Below are 16,847 nucleotides of genomic sequence, written 5' to 3'. Positions count from 1 at the left end.
ACTATGGACGGCCGAGGGATCGTGAGCAACGCTCAGGGCCGCTAACCTGCAGCAGGTTGCTACCACATGAGATCACTAGGACGGCTGCGGATGACGGCAAAGGACCACCGGCACGACCCTCAGGCAGGCGGCAGGCACTCTGGCCGTCTCGAGCTCACGTGGACCAACAAGTCAAAGACCTTGTTGGCGCATGAGGATCAGAGCTACGAGTGGGTCGATCCTGCCGACTACCGAGTGTCCGAGGTGCGTCTCCTGCACGACGTCGCGAAGGTTGGAGAGACCGCCTCGGATTTGAGGCGGGCTACGGATAATCTGCTGATTCGCGGTGATGCACTACATGCCCTCAACGCGTTGGTGCGCATACCCGAGTTCGCGCGTGAATACGCAGGTAAGGTCAAACTCGTCTACATCGATCCACCGTTCAATACCGGCCAGGCGTTCTCTCAATATGACGACGCACTAGAGCACTCGGTGTGGCTAACGATGATGCGTGACCGAGTAGTTCAGCTTGCTGAGTTGCTCTCTCACGATGGGACGTTATGGGTTCACCTGGACAATTCAGAGGTGCACCGGATGAGATGTGTGCTGGATGAAGTACTCGGCGCGGCCGCGTTCATCAGCCAAGTAGTATGGAAACGGACGAGCGGAAAGTCAGCTGCTAAGCGCGGCATGGGCACAATGTGCGACACGATCCTCGTATATGGCCGCAGTGAGCAGGCTCGACTGAAGCCCCTCTACGGGCCACTTAGCGACAAGCACTTGGCAACGGAGTACCGCCATCGGGACGAGCGGGGAAGATACATGCTAGGGGACCTGGCTGCCCCTGGAGCGCGTAGCGGAGACTCCGGCCTGCCGTGGCGGGGGCGGCCTCCGGGTGGGCGGAACCGCCACTGGGCAGCGCCAACCGTTCCTGGGGTGAATGATGGCGAGGCACTTTCTCTACCTACGCGACAGCGACTTGACCTACTCGACGTCGCTGGCTATGTCCACTGGCCGCAAGGCGAAAACAGCGTGCCGAAGTTCAAGCGGTACTTGACTGAGTCCAGCGGAATCGCTATGGGGGACCTCTGGGACGACATACCGAGAGTGGCGAACTCCTCGAAAGAACGCCGGGGATATGATACGCAAAAGCCCGAAGCCTTAATAGAACGCATCCTCTCGATGGGAACGGAACCGGGCGACATCGTTCTTGATGTCTTCGGTGGCTCCGGCACCACTGCTGCGGCTGCGCACAAGCTTGGGCGGAAATGGGTGACGTCGGAGCGCTCTGTCAAGACAGTGGCCGACTTCATGCTTCCGCGGCTCACCGAAGTTATTGCCGGCAGAGATTCCGCGGGAATCAGCACGCGTGTTGTGGCGATCAATGAGGGATTGCCGGATGGGGTAACGGTCGAATCTGTCAAGACGGCGGCGAACGTGATCGCTACGCTCGACGCCGATGGCATGCTAGATAATCTCGACAAGTCGGTCGTCTCTACGCTTCGCAGCTTGGCGAGGACTCGCACCGAGCAAAGGTGGTCGGGCGGTGGCGGGTTTCGGGTTCTCGACGTTGGTTCGTCGATGTTCGAAGAGATCGACGAGCGGGTATACCTGGCAGATTGGGCAACCGACGAAGCGCTTGGAAAGGCTGTCGCCGCCCAGTTCGGCTACGACTATGCCCCGGATGGGCCCTTCAGTGGAACTAAGGGGAAAACTCGACTAGCTGTCGTCGACGGCCTTGTGAATGAAGGCGTCGTTCGGTTGCTCGCCGACCAGCTGCCGATCGGTGAGAAGATGCTCGTCTGCGGTACAGCCATCGACCCCGATTGTCGGGTGGCGCTCCGGTCGCTCCGGCCCGGTTCCTCTTTGAGGAAAGTTCCGGCGTCCATCCTCGACGATTACCGGATCCGGCGACGGGATAGGCTGGCGCTCGCTTCCGTATTGGACTGGGGTGCCGCCGAACGGATGATTGATACTGCCGCTGCAAGCTCGCCGGAGAGCCTACCGAGGGTAGCAGCAGAATGACGGCCAACGGTATTCGTAACGAAGCTGGCGGTGCCCGAGCCATGACCCCTTCCGTTCCCATTGACCTCGACACTCTCGAGGCGGTTTCATCGCGCCTAGAGTTGCGGACGCCGAACAAAGAAGCGCTCGACAGCCTCATCTTTGAGTTGGCCCAGTACTACGACGTAGAAGGGAAGTCGTCACCCTTCGAATCCGTGATCGACTCGGCCACAGGAGTTGGAAAGACCTACATAGTCGTGGGCGCAATTGAGTATTTGGCGGCCGTGGGTGTACGCAACTTTGCCATCATCGCGCCCGGAGCAACAATTCGTGACAAGACGGTCGGCCATTTCACGCCGGGCCATCGCAAGAGCCTGCTAGGTGGGATGGAATCTAAGCCATACCTTGTCACGTCAAACAATTTCAACACCTCGGCGACGCGTGCAATACTCGATGACGACTCGCGGGCGAAGGTCTACGTCTTCACCGTACAATCGCTCATTGCCCCAACCACCAAACAGGGTCGCAAGACGCACGTTTTTCAGGAAGGCTTGGGCGCCGGTTTTTACGCACATCTGTCGCAGCTTGACGATCTGGTGGTATTCGCCGATGAGCACCATTGCTACTTCGGTCCCGCCTTCTCTGAGGCGATCGTCAACCTAGACCCGTTCGCGGCCATCGGCCTGACTGCAACCCCGGATAAGCGTACACCCGAAGATCAGATCATCTACCGCTACCCACTCGCTGCTGCGATAGCTGACCGGTGGGTCAAAACACCCGTAATTGTTGCTCGCAGGGATGACCGTGTGGATTCGTTCACCAAACTTGCCGACGGCGTCAAACTTCTCGACTATAAGGCCTCCGCTGCTGCGGCATATTGCGCGGAACAGAGCCTTGATCCAATAAACCCTGTAATGTTGGTAGTTGCCCAAAACACGGCCGAAGCCGACGAGTTTGCCGATATTTTGCGTTCCGAGGAGTTCGACCGTGGGCGTTGGGCAGACGCGATCCTCGTCGTTCACTCGAACCTTACGGGCGAGAAGAAGGAGCAAGCTCTGGCCGCACTCGATGACGTCGAGGATCCTAGAAGCCCCGTTCGCATTATCATCTCTGTAGGCATGCTCAAGGAGGGGTGGGATGTAAAGAGCGTCTATGTCATTGCCTCAATGAGGGCGTCGGTCTCCAAAGTCCTCACGGAGCAGACTCTCGGGCGAGGATTGAGGCTTCCCTTCGGGCGGTATACCGACGTTGAAATGCTGGACACCCTCGAAGTTGTTGCGCACGAGAAATACGACGCGCTGCTACGCACGGCTGGCGTCCTCAATGAGCAGTTCATTGACAAGCGGACTCGTGCTGTCCTTCGGCAGAACAGTGCTGGTCAAATGGTTGCGGTGAGCGAGACTACAGAGGTCAAGCCGCAAGTAATTCTCGATCGGGAAGAAACCGGGCCACCGCTCAATAACGACAGTCATGATGCGGCGGAGGAGGCTCATGAGCAGGGCGGCGTAGCTCTTGAGTCTCTGGAAAGCCGGCATGTGGCGCTGGACAAGCAGGCGGCAACCCAGCAGACGATCATAGAGACTTATGCGCCATTGGAAGGCATGCCGAAAATCATCGTACCCGTACTAAAGATGACTGCCGTCCAAACCAAGTTTAGCCTAGCTGATATTACTGATCTCGACGCTTTCCGGAAGCTGGGCAGACAGATTGCCGCAGACCCGGAAACGGAGCTGAGGCGGATGCGTGTCTCCGCCCGCATCGTGACCGGCCGGGACGGGCTCCGGCGAACGGAACTCGTCACCAGCTCCACCACCGACCGTCTAAAGGCATCCAGCTCGCTGCTCCCGCTCCTCGATATGCGCAAGAGCCTGGTCGACGCGATCCTGGCTGCACCCGTGGTACCAAAGCGCGCCAACCAGGCGCATCCCGCAAACCGAATCGTCGACGCCTTCCTTGAAGGAATCGGAGTTAACAAAGCAGAAGAAGTATTGTCAGCATACGGCGATCGGGCGACTGCCAGACTGGTTCGGCAGGTGACGGTAGAGCACCGCAGGTTCCTTGGTGCCCCCCAGTTCGAGGAGGTTGTCGAACTCCGGGCTCTTGGTAAGCCGCGGCAGTCCAAACGCAAGGTCGCCCTTGACCGCACCGGCAAGTTCAGCAAACTTCTCGCCTACGACTCCTTCAGCTGCAGCCTTTACGGTGTCGACTGGTTTGACTCTGAGCCGGAACGGGCAGTCGCAAACATAGCTGAGGATTCGAACGATGTTGCTTGCTGGGTACGGCTGCAGGTGGGTGAGTTGCCGATCCTTTGGCGCTCGGACGGCCGCGAATACAACGCCGACCTGATTGTGGTCGAAGAGGAAGGTGACCACTGGGTGGTCGAGATCAAGAGCGATGATGCGGCCGACTCAGCAGATGTACAGGCGAAGCGGACTGCAGCGCGACGCTGGGTAAATCACGTCAACGCAAGCGACAGCATCGACTCGCCGTGGCATTATCTGCTCGTCACTGAAACTGACATCAAGCAGGCCAAGGGCTCCTGGCGGGCCCTTAAGGCGCTCGAAACGTAGCTCCAACCATTTACGATCGTTCGTGTGGCTGGCGGCGGGTACCCATCGAGATAGTTCGGGTCCACGGTGTACCCGCCGGGCAGCCGCTCGACCGGAAACCTCCAGTTCCGGTCAGCCCTGCCTTGGTGCTAATCAGGTCCTCGGCCACCGGCCTTCGCCCATCAGCAGCCCGGCCCCGTCGGCACCGCCCTTGCGCTTTCTGGGGCCTGACGTGGTCGCCGTGTGACCGGTCCCGTATCATCTTCAGTGTGTCTCGGCCCTATCTGGTGGTCCTAGGTGAACGGCGCGCGATCGGCTGGGTATTACGGGAGCAGCGGATGGCCTTTCCGGCCAGGCCTCGAGCCGAGGTCCGCACGCTGGCTGCCGGCGATCGCCTCTACCTGTACTCGACCCGCGGCGCTTGGAGTAACCCGACGAGACACCGCGGGCGGCTTTTCGCGTATGCCACGGCAGACTCGTCGGTACGTGCATTAGAGCAGCCTGTTGAGATCGCCGGCCGGTCCTTCCACTCTGGGTGCAATCTGCAGATCAGTGGCGTTGCTGCTTACCCAGGCGGTGTGGAGCTACAGCCGCTCGTGCATCTCCTGGGGGCGTTTCCTAAGCCTGAATCGTGGAGCGTCTACCTCCGTCGTCCGCTGGTAAGCCTGTCGGAAGGCGACGCCGCACTTCTCGATCAGGAACTCGCGCCGCTACTCAGGGACCGCAGCGAGGTGGTGTCCACCTACCCTTGGTAGGACACGCTGCGGTCACGCGAGGCTCAGACTTGCTCGCTACGCAACTCCGGCATCATCAGAGCAACTGCCTAAAATGGTCTGATGTCGTCAGCCCTGCGCGTGCCCGACGTGATGGCCGCAGAGCATCAACGGTAGCGGTGGCGGGCGCCCAAGCGGCGACGCGTGCGGCCCCTTCAAGGGCCGCCTTAAACCTGTGCCGAATTCTGGACTAGAGGGCGTTGCCGTGCTCCGCATAGGTGGCATTGTTGCTGTTGCGCGCTGCGATCGCTGTACGAAGCCTGCGAGTGAGTCGAGGCGGCCCGTGATGGTCCAGCCCATCTGCTGCCACGTAACGCCATTCGGTGAGTTCTCCGTCCACGAAGCGGATGGCCTGTTCCTGCTCCGTAGTGAGAGATCCGGCGTCGAAGATGAAGAGGAGCTTGTCTCCTTCGTACTCGGCCGGCGCCCAGTCGACGACGAGCATGGGGCCGACGGCGGTGGTGAGGCCGAGTTCCTCCTCGATCTCGCGCATGCACGCCGCACGCGGTGACTCGCCTGGCTCGACGTAGCCGCCGGGGATGTCCCAGTGCTTCTTGTAGCTGGGGCGTACGAGGAGCACGTGGCCATCGTCGTTGAAGAAGAGGGCGCCGGCGGCGACGCGTGGGGTTGCCATGGGTGGCATCTCGTTGGCCGTCACCAGGGCAGCCTAGATGGGCTAGGTTCAGTCGAGCACCTTGAGCCGGCGTGCCAGTCCGACCAGTTCGGCGGAGGGCTTGCCGCGCTGTCGGCGTACCCAGGTCAGGGCGAGTTGCCGGCTGAGGAAGTGGTGTCGGACCTGCTCCGGTGCCATCTGTTCGGCGTCGAGTAGGACGGCCTGGGCGTCGTCGACCCGGTTCCATGAGCTGTAGGCGCGGGCGACTTCGAGGGCGTGTCGCACCCGGCGTTCCATCGGTAGGCCGGTGGTGTCGACGCGGGGGCCGAGGTCGATGGCGACTTGCAGGTCTCCCAGCTCGGCGGCGGTGGCGACGCGGTGGATGGCGACGTTGGTCGGGCCGAACGCCGTCCAGAGGTGGTTGGCGTCCGCGCCGAGCTGGCCGGCAGCGTGGTCTGCGGCGGCAAGGAAGGTGCGGGTGGTGGTGGCGTCGTTGGCTCGGGCGGCGGCCATCGAGCCGGACAGGAACAGGGTTCCGTAGACGGAGAGCAGCGCCGGTGTGGCGTGCTTGAGGTGGGGCTCAAGGTAGCCGGCGGCGTCTTCGGTGAGGCGTACGGCTTCGGTGTAGCGGCCGGTGGCGTGCAGGGCGTGGCCGACGGATCGGAACAGGGAGCCGGTGATGAGCGGGTCGCCGGTGGATCGGACGGCGGTCAAGCCGCGGTCGGCGGCGATCCACGCGAGGTCGGTTTCTCCGAGCTTGGTGAGCTGGGTGGCGGCGAGTTGGTAGGCCAGGCCGAGCAGCCGGCGGGCCTGGTCCCGGTCGTCGCCGTCGTGGTGGTCGGCGGCGGCCTGGGCGCGGTGGAGCAACTCGGGAAGGCAACCGGTGACGTACCCGAATCGGGAGCCTTGGTAGGCGTCCCAGAGGATGCCTACCTCCTTCTTGAGGACGGTGACGCTCGGTGGCGCAGTGTCCGTGCCGTCCGGGAATGGGCCGAGGGCGCGGTAGTCCATCAGAGCGGCGCGGAGGGCGGGGACGGTCTCGTTGCCGCTCTCGCCGGTCCAGTCGAGCAGTAGGGGTTCGCCGAGAAGAGTGCCGAGGGAGACGTCCAGGACTTCGGCGAGTGACTTGATGACGGAGAGCCGGTCCAGCTCGATCCGGTTGTTTTCGATTTTGCCGAGCCAGTCGGCGGTACGGCCGATGAGTCCGGCTAGGACTTCCTGGGATAGGCCGCGCCGGTAGCGGTACCAGGCGACGCGCTCGCCGATGGTCAGGTGGTTAGTCGTCCCGTTCACCGGTTCACTGTCTCCCCTCGGTCGGCCTCGACCCCGGAAGGATTTTCCGGGTTACCGGGCGGTTTGTGCCACAGCCTGTCTTCATGACGGGGCTGAACGTATCGACTGACTGCCAATCCTGCTCGGGCGCGGGCTGGAAGTACACCTCTGCCCGCACCGCCATCCGGGGATTGGGGCGGGGGTCGGAGCGGACTCGTTCCCTGGCCCGGCGGTCCTGCCTGGACTGTGCGGGTTCCGGTCGTTCGGCGACCTGCTGAGGCTGGCCCGGGGTGGGTGCTGGTGTGGGGCCGCGACCCGAACGGCGGCCCGTGAATGGCCCGCCCGCCCCGGTGCCCCGCACCCTGCGCCGTCCCGGCCGGGTGTGCCGGTGCCGGGTGACCTGGTGCTGGTCGACGGCCGGGCGTCGGTGCAGTTCGCCGGGGACCGCGCGTTGTGGCTGCGGGTGACGTCGGTGGACGACACGCCGACGTACTACGGCTGGGTGTGGCTCACCGGCTATTCCATCGACCTGGCCACCGGTAACGCGCTGGCGCGGCGGGAGGTCTTCGTACAGATCGCCGGCCTACAGATTCAACGACGCAAGACCGACAGTGCGCCGCCTCGCAATGTGGCGCCGGTGATGAGGAGACGCGGTGTTTGACGTCCGGATACAACTCGGCGCGGTGCTGAAGATCGAAGCAACGGATCGTCTCCTACCGTCGGACGGGCCGGTGACGCTGTGGGTGACCGGGGTCCGGCTGGTGGTCAACCGCCCGCCCCACGACGAGTGGATCTGGGTCGAAGGTGTCCGGCTTAGTCCGTCCGGCCGCCGGGGTCCGCAGACGCAGATCCTGGTACACGCGAGCAAGCTGCTGCCCAAAGGTTAGGGCCGGTGACCACGTACCTATCTGGTGCGGCGCGTGCCCAGCTCCGGGCAGCGCAAGGGCAGCTTGACCAGCACACGTCGTCGAGCGCGGACGGGCGCTGCGCCGGCTGTGGGGAGGAAGGGTCGTGCTCTTCCCGGCGGGTGGCGTTGCGGGTGTTCGGCCGGTACGGCTGCCTTCCGCGCCGCTGGCCGGGGTCGTCGCGACCGGAGCAGGTGGGGGCCTCGTCTTCCTGGTCAGGCTGGCTGGCCGCAGCGGTGGAGCGTGTGACGCCGGACGGCTGACCTGACTTGTTCTGTCATGCACACAACTCATAAGCTGCTGTGATTCATGCAGTATTCATAGGTGGGGTGGCCCGCGATGGCGTACGAGATTCCGACGCCGAAGTACCTGCGCGTGTTGAACACGCTGCGGAAGCGTATTGAGGACGGCGACTACGCGCCCGGTGCGGCACTGCCGTCGGAGAACCAGCTCTGTACGGAGTTCGGGGTGTCCCGTCCGACGGTGCTCAAGGCGCTGGGCATCCTCAAGCAGGACGGCTGGATCGAGTCGCAGCAGGGCAAGGGCAGCTTCGTACGCGGCCGGCCCGCATCCGGCCGCACCTCGCCCGACTACGCCCGCGACGCCGTCGAGCTGGACGAGACCGGGGAGACGGAGATCCTGCACGTCGGCCCGGTACTCGCCTCGCCGCGGATCGCGGCGGAGTTGAAGATCCCCGAGGGCACGCCGGTCTACGAGCGGCGCCGCCGGACCGTCTCGGAGGCGGGGCCGGTGGACCTGGTGGCCACGTTCGTGCCGGTGGACATCGCGGTCGGTACCGACATCATCAAGCCGGACCCGATCCCGGGCGGACTGCTCGACCTCATCGCCCGCCACAAGGGCCTACGCGCCGACTACGCCACCGAACGAATGACCGCCCGCCGCGTGAGCGACATCGAGGCAGAGGCCCTGAAGGTGCCGGCCGACGAGTCGGTGATGAGCGTCGTCATCACCGTCCACCAGGCGTCCGGCAATCCGATCATGACGTCGGTGCTGGTGATGCCGGGCAGCCGCCACGAGATCGAGGACACCTACGCCCTGTCCTGATCCGCTGCGTCAGCTCAGCGGCACATCTCACCGGCGGTCCGCGTGACTCGCCCGTCTCCCCGATCGACGCACAGTTCGTTCGTCGTGCGGTCGACCCAGTAGGTCTGCCCGTGTTCGACGAACACTGGCTGGTCCAGGCGGAACCAGCGGTCCACCGTGTCCAGCAGCGTCAGACGCTCGGCTGTCACCCGCTCTGACATGACGTCCTCCTCCATGCCGGCCCTGGATACCCGGGGCCAGCTCTCCACATTGTGCAATCGATTCACCTCTGACCTTGCTTGTGCTTACAAGCTGACGTAGCTTGTTAGCTCAACCGGTTGTCAGGAAGACGACTGGTGAGGCTAGGAGGCTGCCGAAGTGGTTCCGATGACGTTGAAGGTGCCGGTTCCGTCCGAGTACGTGTTCCCCGCCGGGGCGCTTTGCCTCGGGGTGTCGCCGCAGATCGACTTTGAGCGGCGGGGTGAGGCGGACAACCAGGCGCGAGACAAGGAGACCGGGGAGCGGGTCTGGCTGGTGCGGGTGATGGACCTCGACCCGGAGGCCGGGAAGTTCGGCCGGTCGACGGAGGCGAAGGTCAAGGTTGTCGCGGCGCAGCAGCCGGTGCCGCCGCCGTCGACGGTGCCGGGTTACCCGCCGGCGGTGGAGTTCGAGGGCCTGACCCTGACCCCGTACGTCGATTCGCAGCGGTGCAAGCCGGGCCGCTCCTCGGGTGACTGCCGCTCCCGGATGGCGTACTCCCTGCGCGCCACCGCCATCCGCCCGGCGTCGAGTGCGCCGGGTGCGGTGGCTGCCTGACCGGCTCTTGTTCTGCGCGCGGGGCGGGTCGTTTCCCCGCCAAGAGTCCCGACCCGTCCCGCGCTCTCCCATCCCTCACCGTGATGAAGGAGGGCGTGATGCCCACCGTAGTTCCCCCCACCCCCACCCCCTCGCAAGGCCACTGCTCGTCGGGGCGGTGGTCCTGATGTCCCGTACCCGCCTGGTCGGCCTACGCCACGCTTACCGCGAGGTGGAGGCCGCGATGCGGTCGGCGCTGCGGCTGCCGCCGGCGTCGGCGCGGGTGTGCGCGATCCTGTGCCCGCACTGCTTCCGGTGGGTCAAACCGCGCCGGTTCGACCTGCAACGGATGTCCTGCCGTTCGTGCGTGTCGACGTTGGCGCGTCCGGATCGGGGCGGTGACCTGTGCCTTTGATCAACATCATCCCTGGGGACAAGATCCCGGTGGCGCCGATGAACTTGCGCCTACCGGCGTGGCGGGTTCCGGGCTGGCTGCTGGTGTTCTGGTGGCTGGCTCGGGGCCTGCTCCGCCTCACCGTCCTCGCCACCCGGTACTGGTGGCTGACCGCCCCGACCGCGCTCGCCCTCTGGATCCGCGCCGAGTACGGGGGCCGGGTCCTGGCCGGCGTCGTCCTGGCCGTCGCCGGCGGCTGCGCGGGCTGGTGGCGGTGGCATCCGTCGTCGTGGCTGCGCTTCGGCTGGTACCCGCTCGTCGGCCGGGTCCGCGCCCTGCTGGTGTATCGGCGTCGGTGGGCGGCGGTGATGGCGACGTGTGGGCTGGCTACGGCGTTCGCCGGTGACCGGTACGTGCCGCAGCTCCTGCGGGTGCGCTGCGACCGGTACGGCGACGAGCTGACCGTACGCATGCTGCCGGGGCAAATCCCGGATGATTGGGGGCAGGCCGCGGAACGCCTCGCGTACGCCTTCCGCCTGCGCACCGGCCAGGCCCGGTCGACGGCCCGCCCGGATCGGGTGGTGATCCGGTTCCTTCGCCGCGACCCCCTGGCCGGCACGGTGGCGCCGCTGCCGGTGGCCGAGGTGCCGGACTTCGACGGGCTGCCGCTCGGGGTGCGTGAGGACGGGCAGCCCTACCAACTGCGGCTGACCGGCTCACACGTGCTGATCGCCGGGGCGACCGGGTCGGGCAAGGGCTCGGTGTTGTGGTCGCTGATTCGCTCCCTCGCCGGCGGTATCCGGTCGGGGCTGGTGGAGGTGTGGGCGTTCGACCCGAAGGGCGGCATGGAGCTGGCCGCCGGGGTGCCGCTGTTCGCCCGGTTCTCCTACGACGACCCCGACGGCATGGCCGGCGTCCTGGACGAAGCCGTCAAGCGCATGCGCCTGCGGGCGGCCCGCCTGCGTGGGGTCTCCCGGCAGCACACGCCCACGGTCGACGACCCGCTCATCGTGCTGGTGGTCGACGAGCTGGCGGCGCTGACGGCGTACATCACTGACCGGAAGGTCCGCGACCGCATCAAGGAAGCCCTCGGGCTGCTGCTGTCGCAGGGCCGGGCGGTCGGGGTGCACGTGGTCGCCGCGCTCCAGGACCCGCGCAAGGACGTGCTGCCGTTCCGGGACCTGTTCCCGACCCGGATCGGGCTGCGGCTGACCGAGCCAGAGCAGGTGGACATGGTCCTCGGCGACTCCGCCCGCGACCGGGGCGCGCTCTGCGACCGCATCCCCGAATCCGCCCCCGGCGTCGGATTCGTCGTCCTCGACGGCGTCCGTGAACCCGTCCGCGTCCGCTTCGCCTACCTCACCGACGACGACATCCGCGAACTCGGCCGCGACTACCGCCAACTCGGCGACGACACCGACACCGATGACGGACAGGGGGTGACCCGGTGAAGACCAACGCAGACCGGGTGGAGGGCGTGGTCCTGGTGCTCATCGTCCTGACCGTCGGCGGGCTCGCGGGGGCGGCGTCGTTCACCCACGTCCACGACTGGACCATGGCCAACTCCCCGGCCGGTACGGGGGACTGGTTCGGCTGGGCCAACGCCGCCATCTCCGAACTCCTCCCCCTCGCCGCGCTTTTGACGATCCGGCGGCGGCGCCGCACCGGCGGGCCGGTCGGGTACCCGCTGTTCCTGCTCGTCTGCGCCGTCGCCCTGTCCCTGTCGGCGCAACTCGCGGTGGCCACGCCGACCGTGTCCGGGTGGCTGCTGTCGGCCGTTCCCGCCCTGGCGTTCCTCGGCCTGTCCAAGCTCATCTTCTCCACCACCCCCACCCCGGCGGCGCTGCCCGTCGACAAGCCGACCGACACCGGGAGCTGGTCTGAGGTGCCTCCCGGCTACGACCCGACCGAGGACTACCGGCCCGCCGCTGTCGCAACCGTCGACGAGGGCCAGGCCGTGCCCGTCGCACCGGTTCCGCCGGCGGCGGTGCAGCGGCCGGGCTTGGTGCCGGTATCTGCGGCGGCATTCGCACCCCGCAACGGCACCCTGTACGGCTCGGAGGGCGACCGATGAGCCAACTGCCACTGATCCCCGCGACTCCGGCTGTGGAAGCAATGGAGCGGCCTCGGCCGGGGTCGCGGGCGGACCGGATGCGCAAGCCCCTGGCCAAGGACGCGCTCAAGCAGCTCGCCGAACAGAACGGCGTCTGCGTCCGCCCCCTGGCCCTGCGCCGCACCGACACCGTCACCGGCCTTACCGAGGTGGTGGAGGTGCCCTGCGGGGCGACCCTCGCGGTCAAGTGCAAGCCCTGCGCCGAGCGGGGCCGGCGGCTACGTATCCAACAAATCCGCGAAGGCTGGCACCTCACCGACGAACCCACCGTCCGCCCCGACGAACCCGGCGAAGACGTCCTCGCCCTCGTCCGCGTCCGCGCGCACCTGGAATTCGAACGGGAAGCGCTGAACTACCAGCCGATGGACCCGGATCAACGAGCCGCGCAGATCGCCGACGTCGACGCCGCGATAGCCGAGCTGGACGAGGCACTCGCCGAAACGAGCCTGCGGGGGCACCTGACCCCGAAGGACCGCGACGAGCGGCCCCGGCGGAAGCGGTCGACGAGGCGGCGGCAGGATTCACCGGATCTGCCCCGGCTGCCCGTTGACCCGCGCACTGTCGGCCGCGCCTACTCCGGCAAGACCGGCAAGACCTACCGGCCCTCAATGCTCATCACGCTGACCCTCGGCTCACACGGGCCGGTGCACTCCCACCTCCGGCGCGGCGCCTACATCGCCCCCTGCGAGTGCGGGCAACGGCACGGCCCGTACGACGACGTCCTCAGCACTCCGGTCGACCCGGACAGCTACGACTACCGGCGCGCGGCCCTGGACTCGATCCACTTCGCCCGGGTGCTGGACCGGTGGTGGCAGAACGTGCGCCGCGCCGCCGGCTGGAACGTCCAGTACGCGGGAGCCGTCGAGCTGCAAACGCCGGCTCGCCCCACACGCGCACTTCGCCATCCGGGGCACGCTCCCGCGCCGGCTGCTCAAGCAGATCGCGGCGGCCACCTACCACCAGGTGTGGTGGCCGCGCTTCGACGAGCTGGTCTACCCGGTCGACAAGCCACCGATGTGGGACGTCGACCGACAGGCCTACGTCGACCCCAAAACCCGGGAGCCGCTGCCCACCTGGGGTGAAGCCCTCGACGCCCTGGAAGAACCCGACAGCCGGCCGGCGTACGTCGCCCGCCTCGGGCGGATCGACGCCCGCGGCATCGACCACGGCACCAAGGACGCCGAACGGTCCATCCGGTACGTGACCAAGTACGTCACCAAGGACCTGACCGACCAGGCCAAGCCGCGCTCGGACGCGCAGAAGGCGCACTTCGACCGGCTGCACGCCGAACTGTCGATCCTGCCGTGCTCGCCGACGTGCGCGAACTGGCTGCTCTACGGCGTCCAACCCGACGGGGTCAAGGCTGGCTTGACCCCCGGGCGGTGCACCGGAAAGGTGCACCAACGTTCCACGCTCGGCTTCACCGGCCGGCGTGTGCTGGTCTCCCGGCAGTGGTCGGGCAAGACCCTCGCCGATCACCGGGCCGACAACCGCTCCTGGGTCCGCGCCATCTTGGCCGGCGGCATGGCCGACACCGAAGAGCAGGACCAGGCGGTCGACGAGGCGGACGGGCCGAAGCGATACAGGTTCGAACTCGCCCGACCCGAAGACCCCGACGTGCCACCCCTGGAACACCGCCTCCTGCGCTCGATATCCGCCCGCATCCGCTGGCGCGCTGACCTCGACACCGCCCGGATACGAACAGCCGCCGCCGCGCCGGCAACCGCTGCTCCCCTCTCCCCCGCTGCTTGACCATGCAAAGGAAAAACCCCCTCATGGAAAGTGACCTGCTGACCGTTCCGGAAGTCCTCACCGTGCTCAACGGCGTATCGCGGCGGACCTTCTACCGGTGGCGTGAGCTGGGCATCGCCCCGGAGTGCATCAAGCTGCCAAACGGTGAGCTGCGCATCGAGCGGCGCGACCTGCGGTCGTGGCTGCAACAGCACCGGGAAGCGGCGTGAAGTCCCGGGAGGTACGGGTCTGGGACATCCGCGTCAATAAGGGTGCCGGCAAGAAGAGGACATACACCGTGCGCTGGATCGTCGGCGGCCGGGAGAAGTCGCGAAACTTCGCCACTCGGGCGCTGGCGGACAACCACCGGTCGGACCTGATGCAGGCGATCAACCGGGGCGAGGCGTTCAACGCCGCCACCGGTCTGCCTGACTCAATGGTGCAGAGCAAGGGCGCGGTGTCGTGGCTCGAGTTCATGCAGTCGTACATCGGCATGAAGTGGCCGGGCGCGGCGGCGAAGTCACGGGAAAGCATGGTCGACGCCTTGACGACCGTGACGCCGGTGCTGGTGCGGGAGCTGGCGGGACGGCCGGCGGCGGACGAGTTGCGGCGGCTCCTGCGCGTTCACCTCCTACCACCGGGCGCACGTGACGAGGAGGTGCCGGCGGAACTGGCTCCGGCACTGCGCTGGCTGCGGCGGGCGTCGCTGACGGTGTCCGAGGTCGGTGAGGCGGCGGCGGTACGGGCTGCCCTGGACGTGCTGGCGCTGCGGCTCGACGGGCTGTCGGCGGCCCCGACGACGGTGCGGCGGAAGCGGTCGGTGTTCTACAACGTGCTTCAGTACGCCGTCGAGCTGGAGGCGTTGGAGTTCAACCCGGTCGACAAGATCCGGGTACGGGCGCAGCGGGCGAAGATCGCCGAGTCGGTTGACCGGCGGGTGGTGATCAACGGCCGTCAGGCGCGGGAACTGCTGACCGCCGTGTCCTACGTCGGCGAGCGGGGTCGGGTGGGCCGCGGTGAGCGCCTGGTCGCGTTCTTCGCGTGTCTGTACTTCGCGGCGATGCGACCGAGTGAGGCGCTGGCGCTGCGCGAGCAGGACTGCCACCTTCCGGCGACCGGGTGGGGCAGGCTGACGCTGGTCGACAACCGGCCCCAGGCGGGCAAGCGGTGGACCGATAGCGGCGAGGTGCACGACCGGCGCGGGTTGAAGCACCGGGCGGCGGCGGAGTCCCGGGTGGTGCCGATCCCGCCGGAGCTGGTGGGCGTGCTGCGGCGGCACGTCGAGCGGTTCGGGGTCGCCGACGACGGCCGGCTGTTCCGTAGCGGGAAGGGCAACGTGGTGGCCGCGTCGACGTACTCGCGGGTGTGGAAGGCGGCGCGAGAGCTGGCGCTGACTCCGGTGCAGGTGGCGTCGCCGCTCGCCGGGCGCCCGTACGACCTGCGGCACGCGGCGGTGTCACTGTGGCTCAACTCCGGTGTTCCGGCGACCGACGTCGCCGCCCGCGCCGGGCATTCCGTCGACGTGCTGCTGAAGGTGTACGCCAAGTGCATCGACGGCCAGGAGGCGACGGTGAACCAACGCATCGAGGACGCGTTTGGCGGCTCGGGTGCGTAGTCTCGGGGGCAGCCTCACCAGTCCGGATCTTGATCGGAGCAGCTGGTGTGACCTGGGCAAACGTCGCCAAGATCAATCCGTGAATAGTCCGTGGACGGCGACAAACGGCGGCTCAGGGTGGCATTCGGCTGCGCAGGCCGGCCGATCGACGCGGAAGCGTATCCGCTGTTCAGATGGCGTTTTTGCTGATCTTTGAGGTGCCCCCGGCAGGATTCGAACCTGCGACACACGGTTTAGGAATCCTCGGTTCTGGGTTTAGGTCAGCCCTGCCATCTGCCGTTTGCGCTGGGAGAAGAGCCTCATCCACCGGCAGACCTTGACCGTCGTTGTCCGTCGGGGGCCGCGCTATCGGGCACGCGACGGGCACGCGTCCATCTCCGACGTGACGTCTCCCTCACAAGCTCCACGCGGTAGACCCGTCAGCTTGGGGCCGCAGGGTCGCCGCTGTTTACTTTCCGACGCTCGCGTAACCACCCTGCCCCGCCGATCGTTTAGAACAGGTCCGCCGTCTGGCTAGACGGCTCTTCCTGCTGACAGAGCCCAGGCGGGCTCCCCGTGCGACTCGTCACCAGAAGCTCACCGGGGGTGCTCGCGACGGCCTAACTCCGCACCCAGTATCATCACTGCATCGGTTCGACGGGATCACCAGACATGAACGGTCCCGACCGATCAGAGATGAGGAGGTGGTCCATGGGCAGCCCAGATTCGGCACGACCCCCGGGACGCCAGGAGGCCGAGGGCGGTAGGACGCCGCCAGGCGCTAGAGATTCCGGGCGGGAGAGGGACGCCGCGCCGGAGAACACGAGAAGAAGGCGGCGGAGGCGCGATCAGCGACAGGGGCGCCCCCCGAAGCCAGAGGGTGAAAAGTTGGCTCTAAAGTCGCCGAACCGGAGCGAGGCCGGAAGCCGGCAGGCTCGAACAAAGATCGACGCCCGGCCAGCCAGCCAGACGTCGATCAATGGCTCCCCCGGCAGCAAGCGCCACCGGCGGTCAGGTGGAGGTGCAACTCCACCCAACCGAAGGAACTTCGGGCAGTTGCGGGGAATTATCGATAACTACA

General features: G+C 66.5%; 15 protein-coding genes and 1 pseudogene. 13 read left to right on the top strand and 3 right to left on the bottom strand.

All coding sequences use genetic code 11. The features are described 5' to 3' along the window. Window positions 1-90: 90 nt before the first annotated feature. From ACH4T9_RS01045 to ACH4T9_RS01035, 3 genes are all read left to right on the top strand, one after another. Complete coding sequence (locus tag ACH4T9_RS01045) at window positions 91-2,004, top strand: site-specific DNA-methyltransferase (RefSeq protein ID WP_396669177.1); 1,914 nt, start codon at window positions 91-93, stop codon at window positions 2,002-2,004. Further along, window positions 2,001-4,553, top strand: coding sequence for a DEAD/DEAH box helicase (locus ACH4T9_RS01040; protein ID WP_396669176.1), 2,553 nt, complete (start codon window positions 2,001-2,003; stop codon window positions 4,551-4,553). The genes ACH4T9_RS01045 and ACH4T9_RS01040 overlap by 4 nt, the downstream gene beginning before the upstream one ends. A 248-nt stretch (window positions 4,554-4,801) precedes the next feature. After that, the gene (locus ACH4T9_RS01035) at window positions 4,802-5,287 is read left to right on the top strand and encodes a hypothetical protein (protein WP_396669175.1); all 486 of its coding nucleotides are present in this window, start codon (window positions 4,802-4,804) and stop codon (window positions 5,285-5,287) included. A 208-nt stretch (window positions 5,288-5,495) separates the two neighbouring features. On the opposite strand, the gene ACH4T9_RS01030 is transcribed toward ACH4T9_RS01035, so the two are convergent. After that, the gene (locus ACH4T9_RS01030; RefSeq protein WP_396669174.1) at window positions 5,496-5,963 is read right to left on the bottom strand and encodes an NUDIX domain-containing protein; all 468 of its coding nucleotides are present in this window, start codon (window positions 5,961-5,963) and stop codon (window positions 5,496-5,498) included. 24 nt (window positions 5,964-5,987) lie between these two features. Continuing rightward, window positions 5,988-7,211, bottom strand: a complete 1,224-nt coding sequence (locus tag ACH4T9_RS01025; protein WP_396669173.1) for a helix-turn-helix domain-containing protein — start codon at window positions 7,209-7,211, stop codon at window positions 5,988-5,990. 367 nt (window positions 7,212-7,578) lie between these two features. On the opposite strand from ACH4T9_RS01025, the gene ACH4T9_RS01020 reads away from it, so the two are divergent. The 3 genes from ACH4T9_RS01020 (at window position 7,579) to ACH4T9_RS01010 (ending at window position 9,160) form a co-directional block, all read left to right on the top strand. Next, a complete protein-coding gene (locus ACH4T9_RS01020) occupies window positions 7,579-7,851 on the top strand; it encodes a hypothetical protein (protein WP_396669172.1) in 273 nt (90 codons plus the stop codon). Further along, window positions 7,844-8,077 carry a hypothetical protein gene (locus tag ACH4T9_RS01015; RefSeq protein WP_396669171.1) on the top strand — a complete coding sequence of 78 codons (234 nt, stop codon included), beginning with the start codon at window positions 7,844-7,846 and terminating at the stop codon, window positions 8,075-8,077. Before ACH4T9_RS01020 ends, ACH4T9_RS01015 begins: the two co-directional genes overlap by 8 nt. A gap of 357 nt (window positions 8,078-8,434) precedes the next feature. Next, window positions 8,435-9,160, top strand: a complete 726-nt coding sequence (locus ACH4T9_RS01010; RefSeq protein ID WP_396669170.1) for a GntR family transcriptional regulator — start codon at window positions 8,435-8,437, stop codon at window positions 9,158-9,160. A 14-nt stretch (window positions 9,161-9,174) separates the two neighbouring features. Here ACH4T9_RS01010 and ACH4T9_RS01005 read toward each other — a convergent pair whose 3' ends face one another. After that, a complete protein-coding gene (locus tag ACH4T9_RS01005) occupies window positions 9,175-9,375 on the bottom strand; it encodes a hypothetical protein (RefSeq protein WP_396669169.1) in 201 nt (66 codons plus the stop codon). A gap of 151 nt (window positions 9,376-9,526) precedes the next feature. On the opposite strand from ACH4T9_RS01005, the gene ACH4T9_RS01000 reads away from it, so the two are divergent. From ACH4T9_RS01000 to ACH4T9_RS00970, 7 genes and pseudogenes are all read left to right on the top strand, one after another. Then, window positions 9,527-9,955 carry a hypothetical protein gene (locus tag ACH4T9_RS01000; protein WP_396669168.1) on the top strand — a complete coding sequence of 143 codons (429 nt, stop codon included), beginning with the start codon at window positions 9,527-9,529 and terminating at the stop codon, window positions 9,953-9,955. A 166-nt stretch (window positions 9,956-10,121) separates the two neighbouring features. Beyond that, on the top strand, window positions 10,122-10,349 hold the full coding sequence (locus ACH4T9_RS00995) for a hypothetical protein (RefSeq protein ID WP_235966267.1): 228 nt from the start codon (window positions 10,122-10,124) through the stop codon (window positions 10,347-10,349). Next, window positions 10,340-11,779, top strand: a complete 1,440-nt coding sequence (locus tag ACH4T9_RS00990; RefSeq protein WP_396669167.1) for an FtsK/SpoIIIE domain-containing protein — start codon at window positions 10,340-10,342, stop codon at window positions 11,777-11,779. Before ACH4T9_RS00995 ends, ACH4T9_RS00990 begins: the two co-directional genes overlap by 10 nt. Then, the gene (locus tag ACH4T9_RS00985) at window positions 11,776-12,402 is read left to right on the top strand and encodes a DUF2637 domain-containing protein (RefSeq protein WP_396669166.1); all 627 of its coding nucleotides are present in this window, start codon (window positions 11,776-11,778) and stop codon (window positions 12,400-12,402) included. The genes ACH4T9_RS00990 and ACH4T9_RS00985 overlap by 4 nt, the downstream gene beginning before the upstream one ends. Continuing rightward, window positions 12,399-14,193: pseudogene (locus ACH4T9_RS00980) on the top strand (replication initiator). The gene ACH4T9_RS00985 and the pseudogene ACH4T9_RS00980 overlap by 4 nt, the downstream one beginning before the upstream one ends. Window positions 14,194-14,216: 23 nt before the next feature. Continuing rightward, a complete protein-coding gene (locus ACH4T9_RS00975; RefSeq protein ID WP_396669165.1) occupies window positions 14,217-14,402 on the top strand; it encodes a helix-turn-helix transcriptional regulator in 186 nt (61 codons plus the stop codon). Further along, complete coding sequence (locus ACH4T9_RS00970; protein WP_396669164.1) at window positions 14,399-15,787, top strand: tyrosine-type recombinase/integrase; 1,389 nt, start codon at window positions 14,399-14,401, stop codon at window positions 15,785-15,787. Before ACH4T9_RS00975 ends, ACH4T9_RS00970 begins: the two co-directional genes overlap by 4 nt. The last annotated feature ends 1,060 nt before the right edge of the window (window positions 15,788-16,847 follow it).

This window comes from Micromonospora sp. NPDC020750, assembly GCF_044334565.1.
GTDB lineage: Bacteria > Actinomycetota > Actinomycetes > Mycobacteriales > Micromonosporaceae > Micromonospora.
Note: the sequence above shows the minus strand (reverse complement) of the source record. Positions and strands in the feature narration are given on the sequence as shown.

Excerpts from the sequence above, each read along its gene's own strand:
- ACH4T9_RS01040 (WP_396669176.1), top strand. The coding sequence starts at position 2,001 with ATGACGGCCAACGGTATTCGTAACGAAGCTGGCGGTGCCCGAGCCATG.
- ACH4T9_RS00975 (WP_396669165.1), top strand. The coding sequence starts at position 14,217 with ATGGAAAGTGACCTGCTGACCGTTCCGGAAGTCCTCACCGTGCTCAAC.
- ACH4T9_RS01005 (WP_396669169.1), bottom strand. The coding sequence starts at position 9,375 with ATGGAGGAGGACGTCATGTCAGAGCGGGTGACAGCCGAGCGTCTGACG.
- ACH4T9_RS01045 (WP_396669177.1), top strand. The coding sequence starts at position 91 with ATGACGGCAAAGGACCACCGGCACGACCCTCAGGCAGGCGGCAGGCAC.
- ACH4T9_RS00995 (WP_235966267.1), top strand. The coding sequence starts at position 10,122 with ATGTCCCGTACCCGCCTGGTCGGCCTACGCCACGCTTACCGCGAGGTG.
- ACH4T9_RS01010 (WP_396669170.1), top strand. The coding sequence starts at position 8,435 with ATGGCGTACGAGATTCCGACGCCGAAGTACCTGCGCGTGTTGAACACG.
- ACH4T9_RS01000 (WP_396669168.1), top strand. The coding sequence starts at position 9,527 with ATGACGTTGAAGGTGCCGGTTCCGTCCGAGTACGTGTTCCCCGCCGGG.